Here is a 20,959-nt window from a genome sequence, read left to right as displayed (position 1 = left end):
CGACGTACTCCGAGCATGACGGCCCCGCCATCGGATCGGTGGCGGGGCCGTCAGCTGCTCGTGCGGGCCGGGCCCCGGCCCGCACGAGCGTGAGATCAGGTGCAGGTGGGGTCGGGTTTGAGAGAGAAGTCGGCCGTGGTCGCCTCGCGCGGCTCAACCTCAGCCGATGCGGTCTGCGACGCCCAGCCGTCCTTGGACGCCGTCACCGTGAGCGGGTTGCTTCTGACGTCGAGCCAGAGCGAGTAATGACCGTTCTGGTCGGTCTTCAGCGTGTAGCTCGCCGTCTTCTTCGAGGTGATCTTCACGGTTGCTCCGGCCAGTGGCGTCGGCATGCCGGTGCAGTCGGTTCCGGTGACCGTCCCGGTGATCTTCCCCCAGGTTTTGGGCGGGTTCACCACGAACGTCACCGGCACCGGCGCGATCCCGTACGGGGTCTTCGCGCTGATCACGAGCTGCGCGGTGAACGTGCCGGGCTGGGTGATCTCGGCGAGGTTCGCGTCGAAGCTCACGGTGACGTCAACGCTCTCGCCCGGCTGAAGCGTCGCGTCGGTCTTGTCCTCCGACAGCCAGGGGACATCGGTGGTGTCAGCGCACTGGTCGAAGCCGGGCAGCAGCTCCGAGGTCGTAAAGGCGACAAAGCTTCCGGTACTACCTCCGATCTTATAGAAGCCGCAGGCGGAGCCACCACGGTAGAAAGTGCGGCTGGAGTTGGGCAGTGCGGTCCAGGTGTTGGAACCCGGGTCGTAGGCGGAGCCCTTGTTGGTGAGCGTCCTGGAGCCGTTGGTCACGCCGCCGGACACGAGGAGCTTGCCGTTTGCCGCTGAGTAGCCCATCCCCCACACGTCGATCGGCAGGTCGGCGACGGGAGTCCAGCTGCCGGACGCCGGGTCGTAGCTGTAGGCGTGGTTGGTGGTGGTACTTCCCGACAACCCGCCCGCGCAGTACAGCTTGTTCGCGATGGCGCCGCAGCCGAGCCAGGAAATCGACTCCGGGTAGGCCTTGCTCGAACTCCAGGAGTTCGTGGCCGGGTCGTACACCTGCACGTCCGTCGTGCCACAGGCGGACGCGCAGCCGCCGGCGATGTAGATCTTGCCGCCCAGCACGGTCACGGCGGCGCCGGCATACGGCTTCGGGTTGTCGGCGCCGGTGGACCAGGCGCCGGTCAGCGGGTCGTAGATCTCGGTCTTGGCCACCGGATTCCCGTTCGCGCCCCAGCCGCCGAAGACGTAGAGCTTGCCGCCGTAGGCGGCCGCCTGCGGCGCTTCCCGGGCGACGCTCAGGTTCGGCAGGGCACTCCACCCCTGGGCACCTGGGTGGTAGACGTATGCCTTGCTGAGGATATGCGTGCCGTCGGCTCCGGCGACTGAGTAGACCTTGCCGTCGATGGTCGCCACGGCGTTGTCCATGATCGGGACGGGGTAGTCGGGCACCGTCGTCCACGGTGCCTCGTACGGCGTCGCCGAGGGCTTGGCGGTCGCCGTCTGCGTGGTCTTGCCGGGCCGGAACCGCAGGGGGCTGTAGTTTCCCTTCACCTCCTGCAGCGGAGCGCCCTGCTGCGCCGCGGCGGGCTGGTAGACGCCCGGCAACTCATCGATCTTGGCGGTCACCGGGGCTGTTCCGGTGTTCTTCAAGGTCAGGGTGGAGCTGCCCTGGCCCTTCCAGGCGACCGCCTTGCTGAGCTTGGCCGGACTGACCGCGATCCGGGGTGCGGGCAGGGCGAACGTGCCGTCAGTTGCGTGGTTCGGGGCCACGTTGACGGTGATGTCCTGTGCGACGTAGTAGTTCCCCACCGTGGCGGAGAACGTGTGCTCCCCGGTGAGCGAGGAGAACATCCAGTAGAAGCCGTCGCCCAGCTTCGGGTCGTTCGGCGTCGCCGCCGAGGTTGTCTTCTCCGCGGGCTTGTCAGCCGAGGTCACCGAGGCGCCGTTGAGCCCGGCACCGGTGTTCTTGTCGGTCACCCGGCCGACGACCAGGCTGCCGTCCACCGGGTCACAGGTGCGGTCGCCGAGGAAGACGTCGTCGACCTGCCACCACCACCCCCACTTGGCGGTGAGGTGGAACCGTACCTGGACGTCGGCCTTGCCGGCCGCCTGGGACAGGTCCACGACCTCGGTCCGCGGCCCCCGGGTGCTGTCCTTGGTGTGGTGCCAGACGTTGGTCCACGTCTGGCCGCCGTCGACACTGAAATCGACGTCCCCGGTCTGGCCGAACGCGAAGCCGTAGTAGTCGGTGCGGAAGATCAGGGACGGGTGGGTTCGCTGGCTGAAGTCCATAACCGGGCTGATCAGCGACGTGTCCTGGGTGTTTCCGTAACCGTAGTAGCTGCTGTCGACGGTGGCGAAGCCGCCGGACCCGCCGGTCCTGTTGCCGCGCCTGGCGCGATCGTTGAACACCCAGGTCTGACCGTTGCCGACCTTGTCATCGACGGTCCAGCCCGCCGGCGTGGTGCCGCCGTTGAACGACTCGGTGGTACCGGCGTAGTGGAAGCCGTATCCGGCCGCGCTGCAGGTCATCGGGTCGACCGATGCATTGACGTCATGCGTCACATCCGCCGAACCCACCTGAACATCCCGAGAATCCTGCTTGTAGCCCGGATACAACGGGTCAACCTGCAGAGTGTACGTGTTCCCGGCGGGCAGGCTCAGGGTGTACTTCCCCGTCTTGGGGTCGGTGTAGGCGACCGCCGTCGGCTCATCCTTGACCCGCACGGTCGCATACAGCGGCCAGCCCTGACCGGAACCGTCAAGGACCGTTCCGATGACGTTGACACGCGGCTTCGCGGTCAGCGCGAAGTCTTCGGTCACCGTCTTCCCGTCAGCGATCGCGACACCCGGCACGGTCTTGCCGGCGTACCCGAACTTGCTCGCGCTGACGTCATACGTTCCCGGTGGCACGGTCAGGGTGAAGTGCCCCTGCCCGTCCGTCATCGCCGTGACGTCACCCACGGTGACCTTGGCCGCCGCCAGCGGAGCCGTGCCGTCGGTGACGGTGCCCGTGACAGTGCCTTGCGGCCCGGAACGGAACGCGGCGAGCCCGTTCGGAGTGCCGAGGCCGGTCGGCCCGTCATAACCCGGCCCCGCAGCGCACAGGTAGCCGGCAGGCCAGCAGCTGCCGTTGCTTCCGGACGTCACATCGTTGAGCGCGGACGGCTGGGCATACGGGTAGGTGTTCGGGGCCGAACCCGTCGCCGGTGTCCCGGCCAGCGCGTAGGCCGAGGCGATGATCGGGGCGGACGCGCTGGTGCCGCCGAAGACCTGCCAGCCGCCGTGGTAGACCGCGACACCGGTGTTCGGGTCCGCCACCGCGGACACATCCGCGACCGCACGACGCGCGCAGCCGGTGTCCTTCTGGAACGACGGCTTGGACGCATAATCCGAGCAGCCACTGCCCGCACCCCTCCACGCCGCCTCGGTCCAACCGCGGCTGGTGGAGGCGTTCTTGACCAGCGAGGTGCCACCGACCGCCGTCACATGCGGCGACGAGGACGGATACGAGACGCCGTAACCGAAGTCACCGGTGCTGACGGTGATGGCGACGCCGGGATGGTTGAAATAGGCATTGTCGGACTGGGTTTGATCGGAACCTTCGCGGCCGCCGTAACTGTTGGAGACGAACTTGGCGCCCTGGGCCACCGCCTGGTTCACGGCCGTACCGAGGTTGTCCACGTTGCTGTCGTCGGCCTCGACCAGCAGGATCTTGCAGGTCGGGCATATCGCGCTGACCATGTCGACATCGAGTGCGATTTCCGCGGCCCACCCGGCGTCCGGTGGCGGATAGTTCGTGCCGCCGCGCTGGTCGATCTTCTTGAAGCAGCCGTTGGCCGTGGTGCAGGGCGGCAGTCCGTACTGCTGACGGTAGACGGCCAGGTCCGCCTCGGCGTTCGGGTTGTCGAACGCATCCACGATCGCGACCGTCTCAGCGGATCCGCCAGAAGGCAGGTTGTACGCGCTCTGCAGGTCGACGGGGCCGAAACCGGCGGGAGCGGCATCAGCCTGGAGACCCTTCGCCGCGACGATATCGGTGCGGACCATGGCGAGACAGGACATCTCGCCAGCTTTTGACGGCGTGACACACACCTGATTAGTAGGGTGCTGGCCAGGCGAGTTGGCGTCGACGGCTTTTGTGGTCGGGACAGGGTTCTTGGCGGAGGCGGAGGCGGAGGTGGAGGCGGAGGCGGCGGCGGAGGCCGCGGTCGGCACAGCGATCACCGTGAGCGCGGCGACAGCAAGCGCCACGATCAGCGCGCAGACACGTCCGACCGTCGTGGTCAACGCGACCGGACGCGACATGCGGCGGAATGGTCGCACGGAGGGGGGATGAGACACGTACAGCTCTCCTCTGGGTACATGCAAACCAAAATCGTGAATTCTTAAGCAGGCGGATCTCGGCTCAGTCGTACTTGTGCAGCTGCGACTTGTTTCCGCTTCCCGGCGTGCTTTAGTACCGACTGGTGTCCGTGATCAGGGGAAGCTTGAGGCCTTGCTCGGGCTCTTTCGGTCGGATGGTGTTTGCTGCGATCACGTCGGGCAGCGCACCGGGACTCTTCCACTGCGCCGCGATGGCGACTAGGGGCTGCGGATGGCGGAATTCGACATGGCGGTCATCCGCCAAGTACGAGGGCTAAGTTCGGCGCCACACTCTGGGGGTCGCGCCCTGGGCGTGGACATTGGTGCGCAGCAGGCGGCCACCGAGGAGTTGATCCCCCGCCATATGAGCATTCGCGAAGGGGTGGTGCTTTCTGCCGAAGCGTGACGATGTCCATATGGAAAAGACACGGCAGCTGTATTTCTTGATCGTTGATGCGTTCGTGCTGGTCAGGATGTTGCGAGGGTGCCCGTGGGCAAGGGAACGGCCACCGTGATCATGAACGTTTATGACGACGATCAAGGATCAGGTGACCGTGGAGGCTGCGATAGCCCAGCAGGCGTGGACGGCGGCGCTCGGGGCGGCGATGGGCGAGATCGCGGACTGCTTTCCGGGCCGAGAACCGCTGCTGGTGGCACGGGAGATGACCCAGGCGATGCTGATGGAGCTGGACACCCGCAACTGCTGGACGCTCGCCGAGGCTTTTGGCCACTGCGGCCCGCACTGCCTGCAGCACTTCCTCTCACGCTCCGGCTTCGACCACGATGTGGCCCGTGACCGGCTCGCCGCCTGGACTGCGGGTGAACTCGCCGACGAGAACGTGGTGTTGATCGTTAATGAGGCCGGCGATGCGAGGCACACGTATCTGGTCGTCCGCCGCCACCGCTACACCGGCGAACTCTCCTTCTACCGCTGCTACTCCGCCACGTCCGTCACACTGGCGACCCTGATCGACGTGATCACCCGCCGCTGGAAGATCGAAGAAGAATTCCAGCTCGCAAAGGGCGCCTGCGGCGACTGGGATGGATGACCGATAGGTGACCGGGCCGGAGCCGGGACGGCGGGCGATCGCGCTGGAGGTGGCGGTGTTCCTCGGCGTCCGGGCGCTCAGAGCCAGCCGCGGCGGCCGGCCTGGACGCCGAGCTGGAAGCGGGTCTGCGCGCCCAGGACTTCCTGGAGACGGGCGATGCGGCGCGCCACCGTCCGTTCGCTGACGCCGAGCTCGCCGTGACCGGGCTTCCGGCGGACCGGATCGGAGCACTTGCCTTCGACCACCAGATCATGCTGCACGAGCTGTTCACCCGAACCGCCTCACTGGAGGAGGCCTTCATGGAACTCACCGCCGACAGCGTCGAATATCTGGCAGGACAGCCCCGATGACCCCACTCGCCTCCGCCCCCATCACCACCTCGACTGCGCCCGTCGCCGAGCCGCCCGCCCGCTTCCGCGACCTGCTCGCCTCCGAGTGGATCAAGATGCGGTCCCTGCGCTCCACCCCGTGGACGATCGCACTCACCACCCTGTTCGTCATTGGGTCCGCCGCCGCAGCCGCGCTGGCGGACTACAACAACCTCGCGGGCCTCAGCCCGAGCACGCGGCAGCCCCCTGACTTCCTGCCCTTCGACGCCTATCCGACGGCCGGCTACTGGACGCTGCTGCTCGTCGCCGGCAGCATCGGCGCCATCACCGTCGTGAGCGAGTACAGCAGCGGCCTGATCCGCACCACCACCGTGGCCGTCCCTGCCCGCGGTTCGGTGGTGCTGGCCAAGGCGGTCGTCGTCGCCGCGCTCTGGACCGCGGTCGGCACGGCCATCTCCACCGGTTCCTTCCTGGTCTCTCAGGCCATCCTGAACGGGCGGCACGCCGGGGTCCCGATCACCCACCCCGGGGTGCTCAGGGCGCTGGTGGCGTCCGCGCTGCTGGCACCGGTCTGCGCACTGATCGGCCTGGGCCTCGGCGTCCTGATCCGGCACAGCGCCGCGACCATGGTCACCAGCGCCTTCACGCTGCTGATGCTGCCGACGCTCTTCTCACAGAGCAAGCACTGGTCCGCCGACATCAACCACGCGATGGTCATCAGCGCCTGGAGGCGCCTGGTCCAGAACTGGGGGCCGTCGCCCGACTCGCACATGTTCACCGCCACGGTCCCCGGATCCTGGATCGTGTACGCGCTCTGGCCGCTCGTCGCGGTCGTGCTCGCGGTGGTCGTCGTGCGACGCCGCGACGTGTGAACGTGCCTCCGGGGAGCGGATATCGCGCCCCGAGGCACATGCCAGGGCGAGGCTCCGGAAGCTTGTCGCAGCCTCGATGAGGGCGGTGATCCTGTCCGCCTGGATCACAAGGCGGGTACTGCTGCCGGGGATCACGACGCTGACCCGGCTGGTGGCCGAGACCCACGCCCAGAAAATGGCCGAGCTGCACCGGACGTCGGACGCCGCGGTGCCGGACGACCTGCGGCAGGCGATGCGTGAGCTGCTGAAGGTGCCGCCCGGGAGGCGGGTGCCGGAACTGGAGCGGCTACGGACCGCGCCGATGAGGGTGTCGGGGACGGCGATGCGCAAGGCCCTCAACCGGCCCAAGAGATCCGTGGCCTGGGCGCCGGCCAGGTGGACACCGGCGAGGTGTCGGCTGCCCGCATGGCCGCGCTGGCCCGGTACGGGATGGCCTCGAAGGCACCGACACTGAGGGATCTGCAAGAGACCAGGAAGACCGCGACGATGCTGGCCACCGTACGGCACCTGGAAGCCGCCTTGGGGGACGACGCCCTGGACCTGCTGGACGTCTTGATGGGCTCTCGGCTGCTGGCCCGGGCTGAGCGCCGACTACGGGCCCTTGCAGGTCGCCTCTCGGCACACGGTTCGCCTGGACCGGATCCGCGCGCACTGGGGCGACATGCTGCGCGTAGCCGGCTCCCTGATCCTGGGTGAGGTCCGCGGGCACGATCTGATCCGCATGCTGTCCCGGGACGGGCGCCCGACCGGGCTGGGCGACGCCTTCGCCCACTACGGGCGGATCTTCAAGATCCTGCACCTGCTGCAGTTCATCTCCGACGACGGCTACCGCCGCATGATCGGCAAGCAGCTGAATATCACCGAGGCCCGCCACCGCTTGGCCCGGCGAATCTTCTTCGGCCGGCGCGGCGAGCTGCGGCAGAACTACCACGAGGGCATGGAAGACCAGCTCGGCGCGCTCGGCCTGGCCCTGAACGCCGTGGTGCTGTCGAGCAGCCTCTACCTCGACCGCGCGGCCAAGCAGCTCGCCGCCGACGGCTTCCCCGTCACCGACGACCTGCTGGCCCGCTTGTCCCCCTGCAGTTCGACCACACCAACTTCCTCGGCCGCTACGCGTTCTTCCGGCCTCAGGAGGCCGGCCGCAGGCCGCTGCGTGAACCCTCGACCGGCGAGAAGGACGATGGCGAGGGGTAGGAGCGGCCGATCATACGAGGGAGAAATTGCGCGCGCGGCTGCTTTGAGGAAGGACTGCGCAGCCGCGCAGTCCGACGTTTCACGGGATCGTATCGGGCCGGGGGCGGTCGGAGCCGCCCACGCGGGGCGTGCGACGCCGAGCGGAGCGGCGGCCCCGACCCCGGCGGCCAGCGCGGCTGCGAGTACCGGCGCACGGGCCGGTGCACGGCACTACGGTGTCGCGAGCGCTTCCGTAGGGGAGAGGCGGGAGGCACGGACGGCCGGGTAGACGCCTGCCAGTCCGCCGATGGCGAAGGTGGCGGCGACGCCACCGGCCACCGCCCACGGCGGAACGACGGTCGGCCAGCCCTGGTACAGCGCGTATCCGGCGGTGACGGCGGTTCCCAGCAGTGCCCCGCCGGCTCCGCCCAGGCCGGAGAGCAGCAGTGACTCGGCGAGGAACTGGGTGCGGATCTGGCCCCGGGTGGCGCCCAGCGAGCGGCGCAGGCCGATCTCGGCCCGGCGTTCCAGAACCGAGATGACCATGGTGTTGGCCACCCCGACACCGCCGACGAGCAGCGCCACCGCGCCCAGGCCCAGCAACAGGCCGGTGAACGCCTTGCCCGCCGCCTGCTTGGCGGCCAGCGCGTCGGAGGGACGGGAGACCTGCACCTCATTCGGTGCCTCCGGGTTGGCGGTGGCGCCCAGGACCGACTGGACCCCTGTGACGTGCGCATCCGCGGCGCGGGTGTAGATCGTGGTCGCGTGGCCGTCGAAGCCCAGCTCGGTCCTGGCCGCCTGCCAGCCGATCAGAGCCGCGACGTCCAGCTCGGGGGCGAGCGGAACCCGCTGCAGGATGCCGACGACGGTGAACCACCGGCCTCCCACCAGCACCCGGATGCCGGGTCCGGCATGGCTGATCCCGAGACGTTCCGCCGCGGTGGCGCCGAGGACCGTGGCCGGGTAGCGGCTCGTGGCGGCGTTGAGCCAGGTGCCGTCGGCCAGCTTGGCGCCGGTCGTGGAGCGCAGACCGGTGCGGGCCGCGTACGCCGCGATGCCACCCGTCTCGACCTTCGGGATCTTCTCCGTCCGGTAGACCTTGGCATCGGTCAGTCGTCCGATGGCCGACACCGATTCCACCGGGCCGATCCTGCCGACCATCGACTCGGCCGGCAGCGGCAGTTGGGCTTCCCCTCCCATCAGGGTGTTGCCCGGTGAGACGGTGAGCAGATTGGTGCCCAGCGAGGCCAGCGTACGGTCGAGTTCGGCGCGGGAGGAGGACGAGATCCCGACCACGGCGATCATGGCCGCGATGCCGATGGCGATGCCCAGCGAGGAGAGGAACGCCCGCAGCGGGCGGGTGCGCAGGCCGACCGCGCCGACCTTGGCCACGTCGAGCGACCGCAGTCGGGCCGGCCGCAGTGCTTCCGTGGTCATCGGCCCGCCTCCGAGAGGGCGAACCCGGGCTGTGCGGTGTCGGCGATCACCTGGCCGTCGCGCATCCGCACCTGGCGGGACAGGGACGCGGCGATCTCCTGGTCGTGGGTGATGATGACCACCGTGGTGCCGCCCGCGTGCAGTTCGCGCAGCAGCTCCATCACCCCGGCCCCGGAGGCGGAGTCCAGGGCACCGGTCGGTTCGTCGGCGAGCAGCAGGGACGGGTCACCGGCGACGGCTCGGGCGACCGCGACCCGCTGGCGTTCGCCGCCGGACAGTTCGTGCGGCCGGTGCTCCAGGCGGTGCCCGAGGCCCACCCTGGCCAGTGCCGCCGCGGCGCGGCGGTTCCGCTCGTCGGTCCGCAGCCCTGAGTACAGCAGCCCGTCGGCCACGTTCTTGAGAGCCGAGGTGCCCGCGGCAAGGTGGAACTGCTGGAAGACGAAGCCGATATGGCGGGCGCGCAGTGCGGAGAGCTGGTTCTCCGACAGGGTGCCCACGTCGTATCCGCTGATCTGCACGCTGCCCGAGGTGGGACGGTCCAGGGTGCCCAGCATGTTGAGCATCGTGGACTTGCCGGAGCCGGACGGGCCGACGATGGCGACCAGCTCGCCGTCGGCGATCGTCAGCGTTACTCCGGCTAGGGCGGTGACGCCACCGCCGTAGACCTTGGTCACGTCCGTCAGGGTGATCACTCCGGCATCCCCACCTTCGTGCCCTCGGTGACACCGTCGCCGCTGACCTCGACTCGGCCGCCGGCGAAGAGGCCGGTGGTGACGGGGACGTAGGAGGTCGTCGAGCCCTTGACGACCTCCACGCCGAAACCGCCCTCCTCGAGCGCCAGCAGTGCGGCGACCGGAACGGTGAGGACGTTCTTGCGCCTGCCCGCGGTGAAGTCGACGTGCACCGCGGCCAGGGCGTACTTGTCCGCCGCCTTCTGTGCCTTCGCACCGTCGAGCGCGACGACCACTTCCACCTTGGTCTTCGCCTCGTCCTGCTCTCCGCTGCCCGCCTCGATGATCGTGGAGACCTGTGCGATACGGCCGTCGACCTTCGTGTCGTCCGGAAGCGTCACGGTGACCTTTCTGCCTTGCTCGGCCAACCGCTGGTCGGTGGTGTCGAGTTCCACGGTGACGACCTTGGTGGTGCCGGTGTACGACAGCACCTTCTGGTTCGGGCCGGTCCGGTCGCCCTTCGCGGCCACGAGGGTGTCCACGCGGACGGGGCCGGACGTGAACACCACCTGCCCCGGCTCCACGGTCCCCGTTTCTTCCAGGCCCCGGTCCTTCTGCCACTCCTCGACCGCTGCGGCCGTGCTGTCGGTGTACTCGTCGTCAACGGCGAAGCCGGTGTAGCCGAGCGCTTTCAGGTTCTTCTCCAGTTGCTTCACGTCGGTCCCCTCGGTGCCCGTCTTGAGTACGCGATACGCGGGCACCGAGCCGTACATCAAGGTCACCGGGTGTTCGTCCACCTCGTACAGCGCCTGTCCGCGGGTGATCTTCCGGCCGGCGGCGGGCAGTTCGGTGAGGGTGCCGGACAGATTGCCGGTCGCGGTGATCGTGGATCCGTAGCCGAGCTCTGCGTCCTCGCTCCGGGAGTCGGTGAGTGTCTGCCGGGTCACCTCGGCGGTCCTGGGCGGCAGCGCGTCGTGGGGGGGGGCCGCCGCCGCGCCCCCCCCCCCCCCCCCCCCCCCGGCCCCGGCCCCCCCCCCCCCCGCCGGCCCCGGGGCGCCGGGGGGGGGGGGAGTGCTAGCCCCACGCGGGCGGCCGGGGGGGGGGGCGCCCAGTTACCCCCCCCCCGCGCCGGGGGGCGCCCCCCCCGGGGCCCCCCCCCCGCTTCCTGTTACTTCCCTGTGGAGCTAAGGAGAATTGAACTCCTGACCTCCTGCATGCCATGCAGGCGCTCTACCAACTGAGCTATAGCCCCGTGCTGTTTTCCGCCCGGTTTCCCTGGCGACATCGAGAACATTACACGGTCACCCCGGCCCACCACCAAATCGATTCCCCCGGGAGTCGATTTGCCCCAATTCTGGGAGGTTGTGCGACACGGCGCTCAGGCGGTCGCGAAGGAGTAGAAGCGCTTCAGGGTGCAGTGCTCCTCCAACAGCCGTCCGTAGATCGGCTCCCCCTCCAGCTCCCGGTACGTCTCGATCGGGTCGCCTTTTATGATCAGCGCCCGCGCACACTCCTCGCACCAGTACTGGTACTCGGCATTGATCGGATCCATGTCCCGGACAATGGGCGTACCGCTGCCGCACCAGTCGCACTTCCGCCTGTGTGCACCCATGGGTCAGCTCCGGCCGTGGCCGCGGGCCGTGCGCATGCGGGAGATGCCGCCGTTCTCTCTCGGAACTTCAGGAACTCCGGGAACAAGGGGCAGGTCCGCGACCTCGTGGCGGCTCGCAGGCATCGCGCGCTCCCTCCCGTTCGGTCCGTCGCCCCCTCCGGCGGTCCGATTCTGCCATGACCCCGCAAGGGGGTCAGCCCTGCTGGGAATCGACCCGTTGCCGACGCCTTACAAGACCGGCCGACACGCCCACGATCGCGGCCACCGACAGCGCGAGGGCGCACACCCACAGCGCATGGCCGGCCCCGTGCGCCCCTGACGCATCAAGGCGGTTGAGGTACAGCGTGCCGAACGTCGCGACACCGATGAGCTGACCCAGCTGAGTGACGGTCACCAGCACACCACTGGCGTCGGCGGCGTCCTCGGGCCGCACGTCGGCCAGTGCGCGGGCAAGGAGGGGACTGAATGCCAGCGACACGCCCGCCCCCATGGCGACCAAAGCCGCATACAGCATGAATCCGCCGTCCCCGCCGTCGCGCATCACCAGTCCGATCCCCACCGAGGCGACGGCCACCAGGACGAACCCGCCCGGAACCAGCCCCCTTTGGAGACTCGTCGGCCACCGGCGCCAGGTCAGCCCGACCGCGCCGAAGACCACCGCGGTCGGTGCGAACATCAGCCCGGCACGCAGCGCCGAGTAGCCGAGACCGCCCTGGACGTGCAGCGTCATCGCGAAGAGGAAGCCCGCGTTGATCGCCATCACCAGCAGAATCCGCAGCGCCGCCGACGCGATTCCGCGAATACGCAGCACCCTGAGGGCGATCAGGGGTGCGCCGCCGCCCGCGGCCAGCCGTGTCTCGTACGCGACGAACCCGGCGAAGAACACGACGGAGGCGAGCAGGCAGACCCAGGACCAGGCCGGCCAGTCCAACTCCTGCCCGAGGACAAGAGGCACGGCGAACAGCGTGACGGCGGCGGTGAGAAGGACCAGGCCCGGCAGATCGAGCCCACGGGCCCGCGCTTCCTCCCTGGTCTGCCCGGTACGCGGTTCGCGTGGCAACACGCGTCGGCCGAGCACCAGCAGAACCAGCCCGATCGGTACGTTCACCAGGAAGACCGGCCGCCAACCCGCCCCGAACAGATCGGCGCTGACCAGCACCCCGCCCGCCACCTGCCCGGCGGCCGCGCCGGTGGCGAGGACCGCGCTGTAGGCACCGAGCGCCCGGATCCGCGCCGCACCGGTGAAGTGCCGCTGGATCAGGCTGAGCACCTGCGGAATCATCACCGCCGCACCCATCCCCTGGGTCAGCCGGAAGGCGATCAACTGTCCGGTGTCCGCGGCCAGTCCGCAGGCGAGTGAGGCAGCGGTGAAGACCGCAAGCCCGGCCAGATGGGCACGTCCGTGGCCGAGCAGCCCCCCGAGCCTGGCGCCCGTGACCAGCAGAACGGCGTACGTAATGGTGTAGCCGGCCACGACGAGCTGTAACCCAGCACCGGAGGCGCCGAATTCGGTGCGGATCGTCGGGGCGGCGACATTGACGATGAAGGTGTCCAGCAGGGCCATGAACTGGGCGGCCAGGACCAGGGCGAGCAGCCGGCCGGGATGTCCGTCCGTGACGCCGTTGTCATTGGTGCCGTCTTTACTGGGTACGGAACGTGGAGTTGCCTCGGATGTCGCTGTCATGACTCGAAGCGTGCCGCCGGCCTCATACGGGTAACGAGAGCCCACCGATGCTGGTACTGGCAGCACCTGGCAACTCCGCTGCGGGGCACCGACCATGGGGGTGTGACGACGGTGACGACACAGCACAACACGCAGGACCACGAGCGAGATCCGGCCCCGAACCGGCCGACCCGGCGACGACATCAGTCGCACCGTCGGCGGTCGGAGCTGGCCGCCTTCCTGCGCAGTCGCCGGGCCCGGGTGACGCCCGCCGACGTAGGCATGCCGCCGGGCCTGCGCCGCCGCACTCCGGGCCTGCGCCGCGAGGAGGTCGCCCAGCTCTCCGGGGTCGGTGTCACCTGGTACACGTGGCTGGAGCAGGGCCGCCCCATCAATGCCTCACCACAGGTGCTGGACGCCGTGGCGCGGACGCTCCGGCTGGACGGCCCCGAGCGCGAACACCTCTATCAGCTGGCGGAGGTGGCGTACGCGCCGGGCAGGCAGGCCGACACGATCGAGGTCGGCCCGGAGATCCAGGGCATCATCGACGCCCTCGACCCGCATCCCGCGGTCGTCTACAACACGAGGTACGACGTCCTCGCCACCAATGCCGCCTACCTCGACCTGTTCGACGTGCCCGCACTGACTGAGTCGGGGGCACCGAACGTGCTGTGGAGGCTGTTCACGGTGCCCGAGGAGGACTGCCCGGTCGTGCACCGGACCCAGGAGCTGCCGATCATGGTGGCGACGCTGCGCGGGGCCTACGGGCGCCATACCGGCGAGCCGGCCTGGGAGTCATTGGTGGATCGCCTCTCCGCGGCCAGTCCGTACTTCGCCGAGCTCTGGCGGAGCGGGGATGTCGCCCCGCCGGGTCCACGGGTGAAGACGTTCCGTCACCGGGCGGCGGAGCGCGAGATACGGATGACGTCGGTGTCACTGTCCATCAACGGGCTTCCGGAGTGCCGGATCGTGGCGTACACACCCGCTGACGAGGAGAGCGCGGAGCAGGTCGCGGCGCTGCGCCGACGCCGCCAAGGGTGAGTGGCCGCACCCGTGCGGGAACACAGCCGCATCCAGGAACACCTGGGGGAACGCAAGGATCCCGCCCCCTGCCGGGGACGGGATCCTGATTGTGGAGCTAAGGAGAATTGAACTCCTGACCTCCTGCATGCCATGCAGGCGCTCTACCAACTGAGCTATAGCCCCGCTGCTCGCTGTGTTTCCCTGCGTTTCCGCGCTGCGAACAAGAAGAACTTTAGCCTGTGACCAGCCAGAAAGTGAAATCCGGCCGACGCCGCCCGGAGAGACGTCTTACGACCTCCCCCGCGATGGGGAGTGGGCTCCCGACGCCCTGCGACTCCGCTCGCCGATCCACTCCCCATCGCGGGGGAGGCCGTTAGGCGTAGTCGCCGAGCACGGGTTCGGGCAGGGTGCCTGCGTTGTGCTCCAGCAGGCGCCAGCCGCGCGCGCCCTCGCCCAGCACCGACCAGCAGCAGTTGGAGAGCCCGCCCAGCCCTTCCCAGTGGCGCGCTTCCAGGCCGAGCAGCCGCCCGATGGTGGTGCGGATGGTGCCGCCGTGACTGACCACGACGAGCGTGCCGCCGTCGGGCAGCTTGTCGGCGTGATCGAGCACGACGGGGGCGGCCCGGTCGGCGACCTCGGTCTCCAGTTCGCCGCCGCCGCGCCGTACGGGCTCGCCCCGCTTCCACGCGGCGTACTGCTCCTCGTACCGCTCGACGATCTCTTCGTGGGTGAGGCCCTGCCAGGCACCCGCGTAGGTCTCGCGCAGTCCCGCGTCATGGGCGATGTCGAGCCCGGTGATCGCGGCGAGCTCGGCGGCCGTGGCCGCCGCCCGCCGCAGATCCGAGGCGACGATGGCATCCGGCTTCAGTGAGGCGAGCAGCCGGGCGGCCCGGTGGGCCTGCCCGACGCCGGTCTCGGTGAGCTCGATGTCCGTGGAGCCCTGGAATCGGCGCTCCAGGTTCCACGCAGTCTGGCCATGTCGCCAGAGGACGATCCTGCGACCCCTGCTGCCGCTGCTGCTGCCGTTCAGCTCTGGTCACCTTCCATGCCGCCGGTGAGCTGGGCGTGCTCCGCGGCCTTCCCTCGGGTCTTGACGGCGTCCTCGGGCAGCGCGATCTCGGGGCAGTCCTTCCACAGGCGCTCCAGCGCGTAGAAGACGCGCTCCTCGCTGTGCTGGACGTGGATCACGATGTCGACGTAGTCGAGGAGGATCCAGCGGGCGTCGCGCTCACCCTCACGGCGCACCGGCTTGGCGCCGAGCTCCTTCTGAAGCCGCTCCTCGATCTCGTCGACGATCGACTTGACCTGGCGGTCGTTGGGGGCCGAGGCCAGCAGGAAGGCGTCCGTGATCGACAGCACGTCGCTGACGTCGTACGCAATGATGTCGTGCGCGAGCCGGTCGGCGGCCGCCTGGGCGGCGGCGTTGATGAGCTCGATGGAGCGGTCCGTGGCGGTCACAAGCAGGCTTTCGTCGGCGGTCAGATCAACCTCTAGGGTCTCACGGACCGCCGACAGCCCACGCAGCGATCTTCCGGAGATCGTTCCTGGAGATCGTCCAGGAGGTGGAGCCCGACTATTTGATCTTGTAGTCCTGGCCGAGAACAACGGACACATCCGCGTTCGCGGCAGGCTTGCCCTGCTTCACCGCGCTCACCGGCAGACCCAGGGTCTTGGCGACCTGTGTCGCCTTCTCCTTGTCGGCCGCATCGCGGTAGAGGACCTCGGACAACGCCTCGGTGCCGGTGTTCCCGCCGCCGACGAAGGCATAGCCTCCGTTGACCAGCTCGATCCGGGCGGACTCCGTACCGCCCGCGTTCCCGGTGCCGTTCCTGACCCCGACCCGCACGGCCGCGTCCTGGTCCGGTGCCTTCACCGTGCCGCCGAGGATGTCCTTGACGACACTCTCGGTGGCCGCGTCGGTCAGGGTTCCGTCGGCCTGCACCGGCAGCAGCGCAGTCGTGTAGTCGCCGATCTTGGCGTGTTCGGCCAGCTTCGCCAGGGACGCGCCGAGGTCCTTCTCCGGCAGCGACGGGTCGAGGATCTGCGCCAGCGTCTGCACAGTGACCGTGGCGGCCTTCGGATCGTCCGAGATCTTCCGCAGCACGCCACGCATGACCTGCCCGAACCGCATCAGCTGCTTCGCCTCGGCCTCACCGGGGCCCCGGTAGGTGGCGTACGCGACGGCCATCTGCCCGCTCAGGGTCTGCGCCTCGCCCTTCTTCACGAGGGGGGACACGTCCTTCTTGGTGTCGGGTACATCGGTGTCGGTGTCGACCTCGATGTTGCCGACCAGATCGACGAGGTTCTCCAGGTACGGGGTGTCCAGCCGCCACGTACCGGAGATCCTGGTGCCGAACAACGTGTCGATCGACTCGCGGGTGCCGGTCGAACCGTCGTCGTCGACGGACTTGCCGAGGGTGGTCGTGTTGCCCTCGTCGTCGGAGACGGCGAGCGAGTTGGGGAGCAGGACCGTGGTCCCCTGCTTGGTGGTGACGTTGTCGACGAGCAGCGCCGTGGAGGTGCCGCCCTTCTTGGTGTTGTGCAAATGGACCACGATGACATCGCGCTGCTGCGGCCCCGTCGTCGCGGTGTTCTCCTTCTCCGAGCCGCCGAGGCCCGGGAGTTTGCCCGCGGACCAGAGGTAGCCGACACCGCCGACGACGACGAGGGCCACCACGACCACGAGCGCGACCATCCGGTTGCGGCCGCGTCGCCGTGCCTCCTCGCGCCGCTCGCTGCGGCTCTCGGTGAACTTCAGCCAGTCGATGACGTCTTCGGAGTCCTCGTCGGGCTCCTCGATGAAGGAGTACTGCCCGTTGCCGTCCTCACGGTCCGCGCGGCGCTGCTCCGGAACAGCCGGCTCGGGCTCGGAGCCGAACCCGGACGGCGGTTCGGGCTGCTGCGGGGCGGATACGGGTGCGGGCGCGGGAGCCTGCTGCGGGATGCTCCACTGCGCGGTGGCGTCGACCGCGGCCGGCTGCCGGCCGGTGTCGTAGCCGTACCCGTCGTAGCCATAACCCTGCTGCTGGGAGGCATACGGGTCGTACTGCTGTGACTGCTGCTGGCCGTACGGGTCATATCCGTACCCTTGCTGCGCCTGCTGCCCCTGCTGCGCGTACGGGTCGTACTGCTGCGGCTGCTGTTCCTGCTGCTGCCCGGGCTGCTGATACACCGGCTGCCCGTACTCGTCGTAGCCGACGATCTGCGGCTGCTGGTAGTACGGGTCGTACGGGTTCTGTCGGTCGTTCACCGGTCCCCCCTCGCCGTGGCTCATTCGCCGCGGTACAGCTGGCGCTTGTCGATGTATCGGACCACGCCGTCGGGCACCAGGTACCAGACGGGATCCCCATGCGCGACCCGCTCACGGCAGTCCGTGGACGAGATCGCGAGCGCGGGGACCTCCACAAGAGAGACACCGCCCTCCGGCAGCCCGTCGTCCGTGAGCACATGCCCCGGCCGCGTCACACCGATGAAGTGGGACAGCGAGAACAGCTCCTCGGCGTCCCGCCAGGTGAGGATCTGGGAGAGCGCGTCGGCACCGGTGATGAAGAAGAGGTCCGCGTCGCCGTGGATGGCGCGAAGGTCCCGCAGCGTATCGATCGTGTACGTCGGTCCGCCACGATCGATGTCGCTGCGGCTGACCGAGAACTGCGGGTTGGACGCCGTCGCGATGACTGTCATCAGATAGCGGTCCTCGGCCGGGGACACATTCTTGTGGCTCTTCTGCCACGGCTGCCCGGTCGGCACGAAGATCACCTCGTCGAGGTGGAACCGGGCGGCCACCTCGCTGGCCGCCACCAGGTGTCCGTGATGAATCGGGTCAAACGTCCCGCCCATCACACCGAGTCGGCGTCTTGCGGCACCGGTAGGCACTTCCTGCTCTCCCATGCGTGCAGACCCTACTGGCACAGCTGTACGCCTCGGCCTCAGCGGTCGCGGTTGAAGCGGGTGGTGATCCACAGCAGGAGCAGCAGCACGACGAACGCACCGCCACCGGTCAGGTACGGGTTGAGGCTTTCGTGGTTACCACCGTGCTCGCCGCCCTCGGAGGCGAGAGTGACCAGCTGGTGCGCGGTGCTTGTGAGGCTCATCTTCGGCAGGACCTATCGATCGGGAGTCGGAAGGAAGACGTCGCGGACATCGTATGCGGGCGCCTCGGACACGCTCACGCCGACTCAGTCCTTGTTGTCGTCGTTGCGGTATCCGCGGAGCAGGAACCACGCCAGCAGCGCCGAGCCGATGAGCGAGGCAAGCAGCACGATCCGGATGGTGTTGCCCGGGCCCTGGTCATCGGATGCGGCGGCGAGCAGAGCAACGGTGTGCGGCATGTTGGGCGTCTCCTCAGTTATCCACAGCCCCCCGCACACCGTAGCCCCAGCACCTACGCTGGGATCTGTCAGGGGGCGCGCGACGTCTCGTACGAACAGGGGGCCATCCATGACCGACAACAGCCACACGAGTCACGAAAACGTGCCGAGCAGGCAGCGCAGGCGTTTCGCCGGCATCTCGTCCCGGGCGTACGAACACCCGGCGGACCGCTCGGCCCTGGTGGCCCTGCGCAAGCTGAGCGGGTTCGACACCGTGTTCAAGGCTCTCAGCGGACTGCTCCCCGAGCGCAGTCTGCGGCTGCTCTTCCTCTCCGACTCCGTTCGGGTGAGCGACGCCCAGTTCGTCCATCTCAACGACATGTTGCGCGACGCCTGTTACATCCTGGACCTGGAGAAGGTCCCGCCGATGTACGTCACCCAGGACCCGAAGCCCAATGCCATGTGTATCGGTCTCGACGAGCCGATCATCGTGGTGACGACGGGGCTGGTGGAGCTGCTCGACGAGGAGGAGATGCGGGCGGTCGTCGGCCACGAGGTGGGACATGCCCTCTCCGGCCACGCCGTATACCGCACGATTCTGTTGTTCCTCACCAATCTTGCGCTGAAGGTCGCCTGGATTCCGCTCGGCAATGTCGCGATCATGGCGATCGTGACGGCGCTGCGTGAGTGGTTCCGCAAGTCGGAACTTTCCTCGGACCGCGCGGGACTGCTGGTCGGCCAGGATCTGCAGGCGTCGATGCGTGGCCTGATGAAGGTCGCCGGTGGCAACCATCTGCACGAGATGAACGTGGACGCCTTCCTCGCCCAGGCGGACGAGTACGAGAAGGGCGGCGACCTGCGCGACTCCGTGCTCAAGATCCTCAATATGCTGCCCCGCTCCCACCCGTTCACCACGGTGCGCGCGGCCGAGCTGAAGAAGTGGTCCGAGAGCCGCGACTACCAGCGGATCATGGATGGCCACTACCTGCGGCGTGATGAGGACAAGGACGCCTCGGTGACAGACTCGTTCCGGGAGTCCGCCTCGCATTACGCCGATTCGGTGCGCACCAGCAAGGATCCGCTGATGAAGCTGGTCGGCGACATAGCGGGCGGCGCCGGGGACCTGGGCGGCAAGCTCCGCGACAAGTTCACCGGCGGCGGCTCGGCCGGCAAGGGTGGCGCTACGGGTGGCTCCGAAGGGACCCGGCAGTCGGGGCCGGAAGACCCGGAGAGCTAGTACCGGGAGGGGCACTAGCGCTCACAGGAGCCCGGGACGGGCGGGCGCTGAGCTCCAGCGCCCCGCAGAGCGCCCCAGCGGGCCTGCCCGGGGCGTACGGGTCGGTGCCCGCCGGTCCGCGGGATACCGCCCGCTGGCCGGCGAGCAGCGGAAGCAGTGCGCCGGTCGTGTCGGCCGAGCACGCCTGTGGTCCGGCCTGGACGTAGCTGGTCCGCAGCTCCAGCCGGTGCAGCCGCAGGTCCTCCCGGCCGAAGCGGAACTGCAGCTCGCGCCGGACGGTGAACAAGGAGACGCCGCCTGCCTGTTGGGGGCCGGAGACGGCCGGGCGCAGGGCGTACGTGAAGGTGTGGTCCGACACCACCTCCAGGGTGTCGGACCCCTCCTCCGAGTAGGCCAGGGTGCCCTGGACCCGAATGCCCGGGTCGGCCAGTGCCACCTTCGCAGGGTCGAACCGCACCAGCCAGCCGGCCGCGGCGTGCTGCCCGTCGTCGTCCGGACGGCTCATGCTCCGGTCGAACTGACTCACCTGGTCCGGGTCAAGCAGGAGCTTCACCGGTCGGGTCGCGCCGCCGGTGAGGACCGCGGGGTCGAGGGAGGACGCGACCAGGTAGTCCTTGACCGTGGTCAGGGCGGTGATCACCTGACCGTCCGAGAAGTTGTCCGTCCGCCGGACCATCGGGAAGTTGATGCCTGAGGCACCTGTCCGGAACTGTGCGGCGGGGCTGGCGGCGAAGAGACCGGCGGCCGTTCCGCCGGGCACGGTGCCACGAGGTGCCAGGGGAATGACGGTCGAGCGGAGTGCCTCGGCCCGTCGGCCGACGGGCGCCTGGTACGGATGCCGGAAGCCTATGTAGACGGCCGCGGCGAAGGCCAGGGCTATCAGGACGACGAGGGTCAGGACGGCCCGGGAGCCGGTGCGCAGGCGCCGGGCGGGGAGGCTGCGTACGGCGCGGGCGTGCTCGCCCATGCGTTCCTGGGCGGAGAATTCCTGGAGCCGGGCAGCGCGGACGAACGACTCGTCGAAGACGACGGATCGGTACTCGTCCTCGCCGCCACCGGCTGCGTTCCCGGATGCTCCTTCTGGCGGTTCTTCACGGCCTGCCATGACTTCTCCCGACTCCACGTCACCGGCCGAGGCCGACACGCTACGCTCTGCTTCGGCCGATAGGCCTCGGGCAGGGCCTGTCCGTCACGAGTTCGCCTGTGCGGACGAGTGAGAAGCCCCCTCCGGGGGGAGGGG

The 20,959-nt window shown here is 68.9% G+C and carries 21 protein-coding genes and 2 tRNA genes; 7 read left to right on the top strand and 16 right to left on the bottom strand.

Annotated features, from left to right (window positions below):
* Positions 1-95 precede the first annotated feature (95 nt).
* Complete coding sequence (locus ACIBB8_RS20130; RefSeq protein ID WP_398953886.1) at positions 96-4,289, bottom strand: carboxypeptidase regulatory-like domain-containing protein; 4,194 nt, start codon at positions 4,287-4,289, stop codon at positions 96-98.
* 289 nt (positions 4,290-4,578) lie between these two features.
* On the opposite strand from ACIBB8_RS20130, the gene ACIBB8_RS20125 reads away from it, so the two are divergent.
* Positions 4,579-4,752, top strand: a complete 174-nt coding sequence (locus ACIBB8_RS20125) for a hypothetical protein (RefSeq protein WP_398953884.1) — start codon at positions 4,579-4,581, stop codon at positions 4,750-4,752.
* 121 nt (positions 4,753-4,873) lie between these two features.
* Positions 4,874-5,395, top strand: coding sequence for a transposase (locus ACIBB8_RS20120; RefSeq protein ID WP_398953882.1), 522 nt, complete (start codon positions 4,874-4,876; stop codon positions 5,393-5,395).
* 77 nt (positions 5,396-5,472) lie between these two features.
* On the opposite strand, the gene ACIBB8_RS20115 is transcribed toward ACIBB8_RS20120, so the two are convergent.
* The gene (locus tag ACIBB8_RS20115; RefSeq protein WP_398953880.1) at positions 5,473-5,655 is read right to left on the bottom strand and encodes a hypothetical protein; all 183 of its coding nucleotides are present in this window, start codon (positions 5,653-5,655) and stop codon (positions 5,473-5,475) included.
* Between the two features lie 86 nt (positions 5,656-5,741).
* On the opposite strand from ACIBB8_RS20115, the gene ACIBB8_RS20110 reads away from it, so the two are divergent.
* From ACIBB8_RS20110 to ACIBB8_RS20100, 3 genes are all read left to right on the top strand, one after another.
* A complete protein-coding gene (locus ACIBB8_RS20110) occupies positions 5,742-6,596 on the top strand; it encodes an ABC transporter permease (protein ID WP_398953878.1) in 855 nt (284 codons plus the stop codon).
* Positions 6,597-6,681: 85 nt separating this feature from the next.
* Positions 6,682-7,050, top strand: a complete 369-nt coding sequence (locus ACIBB8_RS20105) for a hypothetical protein (protein WP_398953877.1) — start codon at positions 6,682-6,684, stop codon at positions 7,048-7,050.
* A 126-nt stretch (positions 7,051-7,176) separates the two neighbouring features.
* Positions 7,177-8,058 carry a Tn3 family transposase gene (locus ACIBB8_RS20100; RefSeq protein ID WP_398953922.1) on the top strand — a complete coding sequence of 294 codons (882 nt, stop codon included), beginning with the start codon at positions 7,177-7,179 and terminating at the stop codon, positions 8,056-8,058.
* Here ACIBB8_RS20100 and ACIBB8_RS20095 read toward each other — a convergent pair.
* The 6 genes from ACIBB8_RS20095 to ACIBB8_RS20070 all read right to left on the bottom strand — a co-directional run bounded on the left by ACIBB8_RS20095 (position 8,001) and on the right by ACIBB8_RS20070 (position 13,173).
* On the bottom strand, positions 8,001-9,206 hold the full coding sequence (locus ACIBB8_RS20095; RefSeq protein WP_398953875.1) for an ABC transporter permease: 1,206 nt from the start codon (positions 9,204-9,206) through the stop codon (positions 8,001-8,003). The two genes, ACIBB8_RS20100 and ACIBB8_RS20095, sit on opposite strands and share 58 nt — an antisense overlap.
* The gene (locus ACIBB8_RS20090) at positions 9,203-9,898 is read right to left on the bottom strand and encodes an ABC transporter ATP-binding protein (protein WP_398953873.1); all 696 of its coding nucleotides are present in this window, start codon (positions 9,896-9,898) and stop codon (positions 9,203-9,205) included. Before ACIBB8_RS20090 ends, ACIBB8_RS20095 begins: the two co-directional genes overlap by 4 nt.
* Complete coding sequence (locus ACIBB8_RS20085; RefSeq protein ID WP_398953871.1) at positions 9,895-10,824, bottom strand: peptidoglycan-binding protein; 930 nt, start codon at positions 10,822-10,824, stop codon at positions 9,895-9,897. The genes ACIBB8_RS20090 and ACIBB8_RS20085 overlap by 4 nt, the downstream gene beginning before the upstream one ends.
* Positions 10,825-11,056: 232 nt before the next feature.
* Positions 11,057-11,129 (bottom strand) — tRNA-Ala (locus tag ACIBB8_RS20080).
* 126 nt (positions 11,130-11,255) lie between these two features.
* On the bottom strand, positions 11,256-11,489 hold the full coding sequence (locus ACIBB8_RS20075) for a hypothetical protein (RefSeq protein WP_018487125.1): 234 nt from the start codon (positions 11,487-11,489) through the stop codon (positions 11,256-11,258).
* A gap of 193 nt (positions 11,490-11,682) precedes the next feature.
* The gene (locus ACIBB8_RS20070) at positions 11,683-13,173 is read right to left on the bottom strand and encodes an MFS transporter (RefSeq protein ID WP_398953868.1); all 1,491 of its coding nucleotides are present in this window, start codon (positions 13,171-13,173) and stop codon (positions 11,683-11,685) included.
* Positions 13,174-13,275: 102 nt separating this feature from the next.
* Here ACIBB8_RS20070 and ACIBB8_RS20065 point away from each other — a divergent pair, with 102 nt between their 5' ends.
* Complete coding sequence (locus ACIBB8_RS20065; RefSeq protein ID WP_398953866.1) at positions 13,276-14,193, top strand: helix-turn-helix transcriptional regulator; 918 nt, start codon at positions 13,276-13,278, stop codon at positions 14,191-14,193.
* Between the two features lie 92 nt (positions 14,194-14,285).
* Here ACIBB8_RS20065 and ACIBB8_RS20060 read toward each other — a convergent pair.
* The 7 genes from ACIBB8_RS20060 to ACIBB8_RS20030 all read right to left on the bottom strand — a co-directional run bounded on the left by ACIBB8_RS20060 (position 14,286) and on the right by ACIBB8_RS20030 (position 18,503).
* Positions 14,286-14,358, bottom strand: a tRNA-Ala gene (locus ACIBB8_RS20060).
* A 190-nt stretch (positions 14,359-14,548) separates the two neighbouring features.
* Complete coding sequence (locus tag ACIBB8_RS20055) at positions 14,549-15,205, bottom strand: histidine phosphatase family protein (protein WP_398953920.1); 657 nt, start codon at positions 15,203-15,205, stop codon at positions 14,549-14,551.
* Positions 15,202-15,633, bottom strand: a complete 432-nt coding sequence (gene rsfS, locus ACIBB8_RS20050) for a ribosome silencing factor (protein ID WP_398953864.1) — start codon at positions 15,631-15,633, stop codon at positions 15,202-15,204. Before rsfS ends, ACIBB8_RS20055 begins: the two co-directional genes overlap by 4 nt.
* Positions 15,634-15,748: 115 nt before the next feature.
* Positions 15,749-17,425: an LCP family protein gene (locus ACIBB8_RS20045; protein WP_398953862.1), complete on the bottom strand. Its 1,677-nt coding sequence runs from the start codon at positions 17,423-17,425 to the stop codon at positions 15,749-15,751.
* Positions 17,426-17,445: 20 nt separating this feature from the next.
* Positions 17,446-18,063, bottom strand: a complete 618-nt coding sequence (nadD, locus tag ACIBB8_RS20040; RefSeq protein ID WP_366139088.1) for a nicotinate-nucleotide adenylyltransferase — start codon at positions 18,061-18,063, stop codon at positions 17,446-17,448.
* A gap of 38 nt (positions 18,064-18,101) precedes the next feature.
* Positions 18,102-18,266: a hypothetical protein gene (locus tag ACIBB8_RS20035; RefSeq protein ID WP_358859065.1), complete on the bottom strand. Its 165-nt coding sequence runs from the start codon at positions 18,264-18,266 to the stop codon at positions 18,102-18,104.
* Between the two features lie 84 nt (positions 18,267-18,350).
* Complete coding sequence (locus tag ACIBB8_RS20030) at positions 18,351-18,503, bottom strand: hypothetical protein (protein WP_398953859.1); 153 nt, start codon at positions 18,501-18,503, stop codon at positions 18,351-18,353.
* Positions 18,504-18,612: 109 nt separating this feature from the next.
* Here ACIBB8_RS20030 and ACIBB8_RS20025 point away from each other — a divergent pair, with 109 nt between their 5' ends.
* On the top strand, positions 18,613-19,719 hold the full coding sequence (locus tag ACIBB8_RS20025) for a M48 family metallopeptidase (RefSeq protein WP_398953857.1): 1,107 nt from the start codon (positions 18,613-18,615) through the stop codon (positions 19,717-19,719).
* Here ACIBB8_RS20025 and ACIBB8_RS20020 read toward each other — a convergent pair.
* On the bottom strand, positions 19,664-20,824 hold the full coding sequence (locus ACIBB8_RS20020) for a hypothetical protein (protein WP_398953855.1): 1,161 nt from the start codon (positions 20,822-20,824) through the stop codon (positions 19,664-19,666). The two genes, ACIBB8_RS20025 and ACIBB8_RS20020, sit on opposite strands and share 56 nt — an antisense overlap.
* Positions 20,825-20,959 lie beyond the last annotated feature (135 nt).

Origin of the sequence: Streptomyces sp. NPDC051286, assembly GCF_044455345.1 — a bacterium.
In the GTDB taxonomy this organism is placed as follows: domain Bacteria; phylum Actinomycetota; class Actinomycetes; order Streptomycetales; family Streptomycetaceae; genus Streptomyces.
The sequence above is the reverse complement of the archived record's forward strand: the minus strand, read 5'-3'. Positions and strand labels throughout refer to the sequence as shown.

Bases quoted from the DNA above. Each gene is read 5' to 3' on its own strand.
- ACIBB8_RS20130 (WP_398953886.1), bottom strand. From the start codon at position 4,289: ATGTCGCGTCCGGTCGCGTTGACCACGACGGTCGGACGTGTCTGCGCG.
- ACIBB8_RS20125 (WP_398953884.1), top strand. From the start codon at position 4,579: ATGGCGGAATTCGACATGGCGGTCATCCGCCAAGTACGAGGGCTAAGT.
- ACIBB8_RS20120 (WP_398953882.1), top strand. From the start codon at position 4,874: ATGACGACGATCAAGGATCAGGTGACCGTGGAGGCTGCGATAGCCCAG.
- ACIBB8_RS20110 (WP_398953878.1), top strand. From the start codon at position 5,742: ATGACCCCACTCGCCTCCGCCCCCATCACCACCTCGACTGCGCCCGTC.
- ACIBB8_RS20095 (WP_398953875.1), bottom strand. From the start codon at position 9,206: ATGACCACGGAAGCACTGCGGCCGGCCCGACTGCGGTCGCTCGACGTG.
- ACIBB8_RS20075 (WP_018487125.1), bottom strand. From the start codon at position 11,489: ATGGGTGCACACAGGCGGAAGTGCGACTGGTGCGGCAGCGGTACGCCC.
- ACIBB8_RS20070 (WP_398953868.1), bottom strand. From the start codon at position 13,173: ATGACAGCGACATCCGAGGCAACTCCACGTTCCGTACCCAGTAAAGAC.
- nadD (WP_366139088.1), bottom strand. From the start codon at position 18,063: ATGGGAGAGCAGGAAGTGCCTACCGGTGCCGCAAGACGCCGACTCGGT.
- ACIBB8_RS20035 (WP_358859065.1), bottom strand. From the start codon at position 18,266: ATGAGCCTCACAAGCACCGCGCACCAGCTGGTCACTCTCGCCTCCGAG.
- ACIBB8_RS20030 (WP_398953859.1), bottom strand. From the start codon at position 18,503: ATGCCGCACACCGTTGCTCTGCTCGCCGCCGCATCCGATGACCAGGGC.
- ACIBB8_RS20025 (WP_398953857.1), top strand. From the start codon at position 18,613: ATGACCGACAACAGCCACACGAGTCACGAAAACGTGCCGAGCAGGCAG.
- ACIBB8_RS20020 (WP_398953855.1), bottom strand. From the start codon at position 20,824: ATGGCAGGCCGTGAAGAACCGCCAGAAGGAGCATCCGGGAACGCAGCC.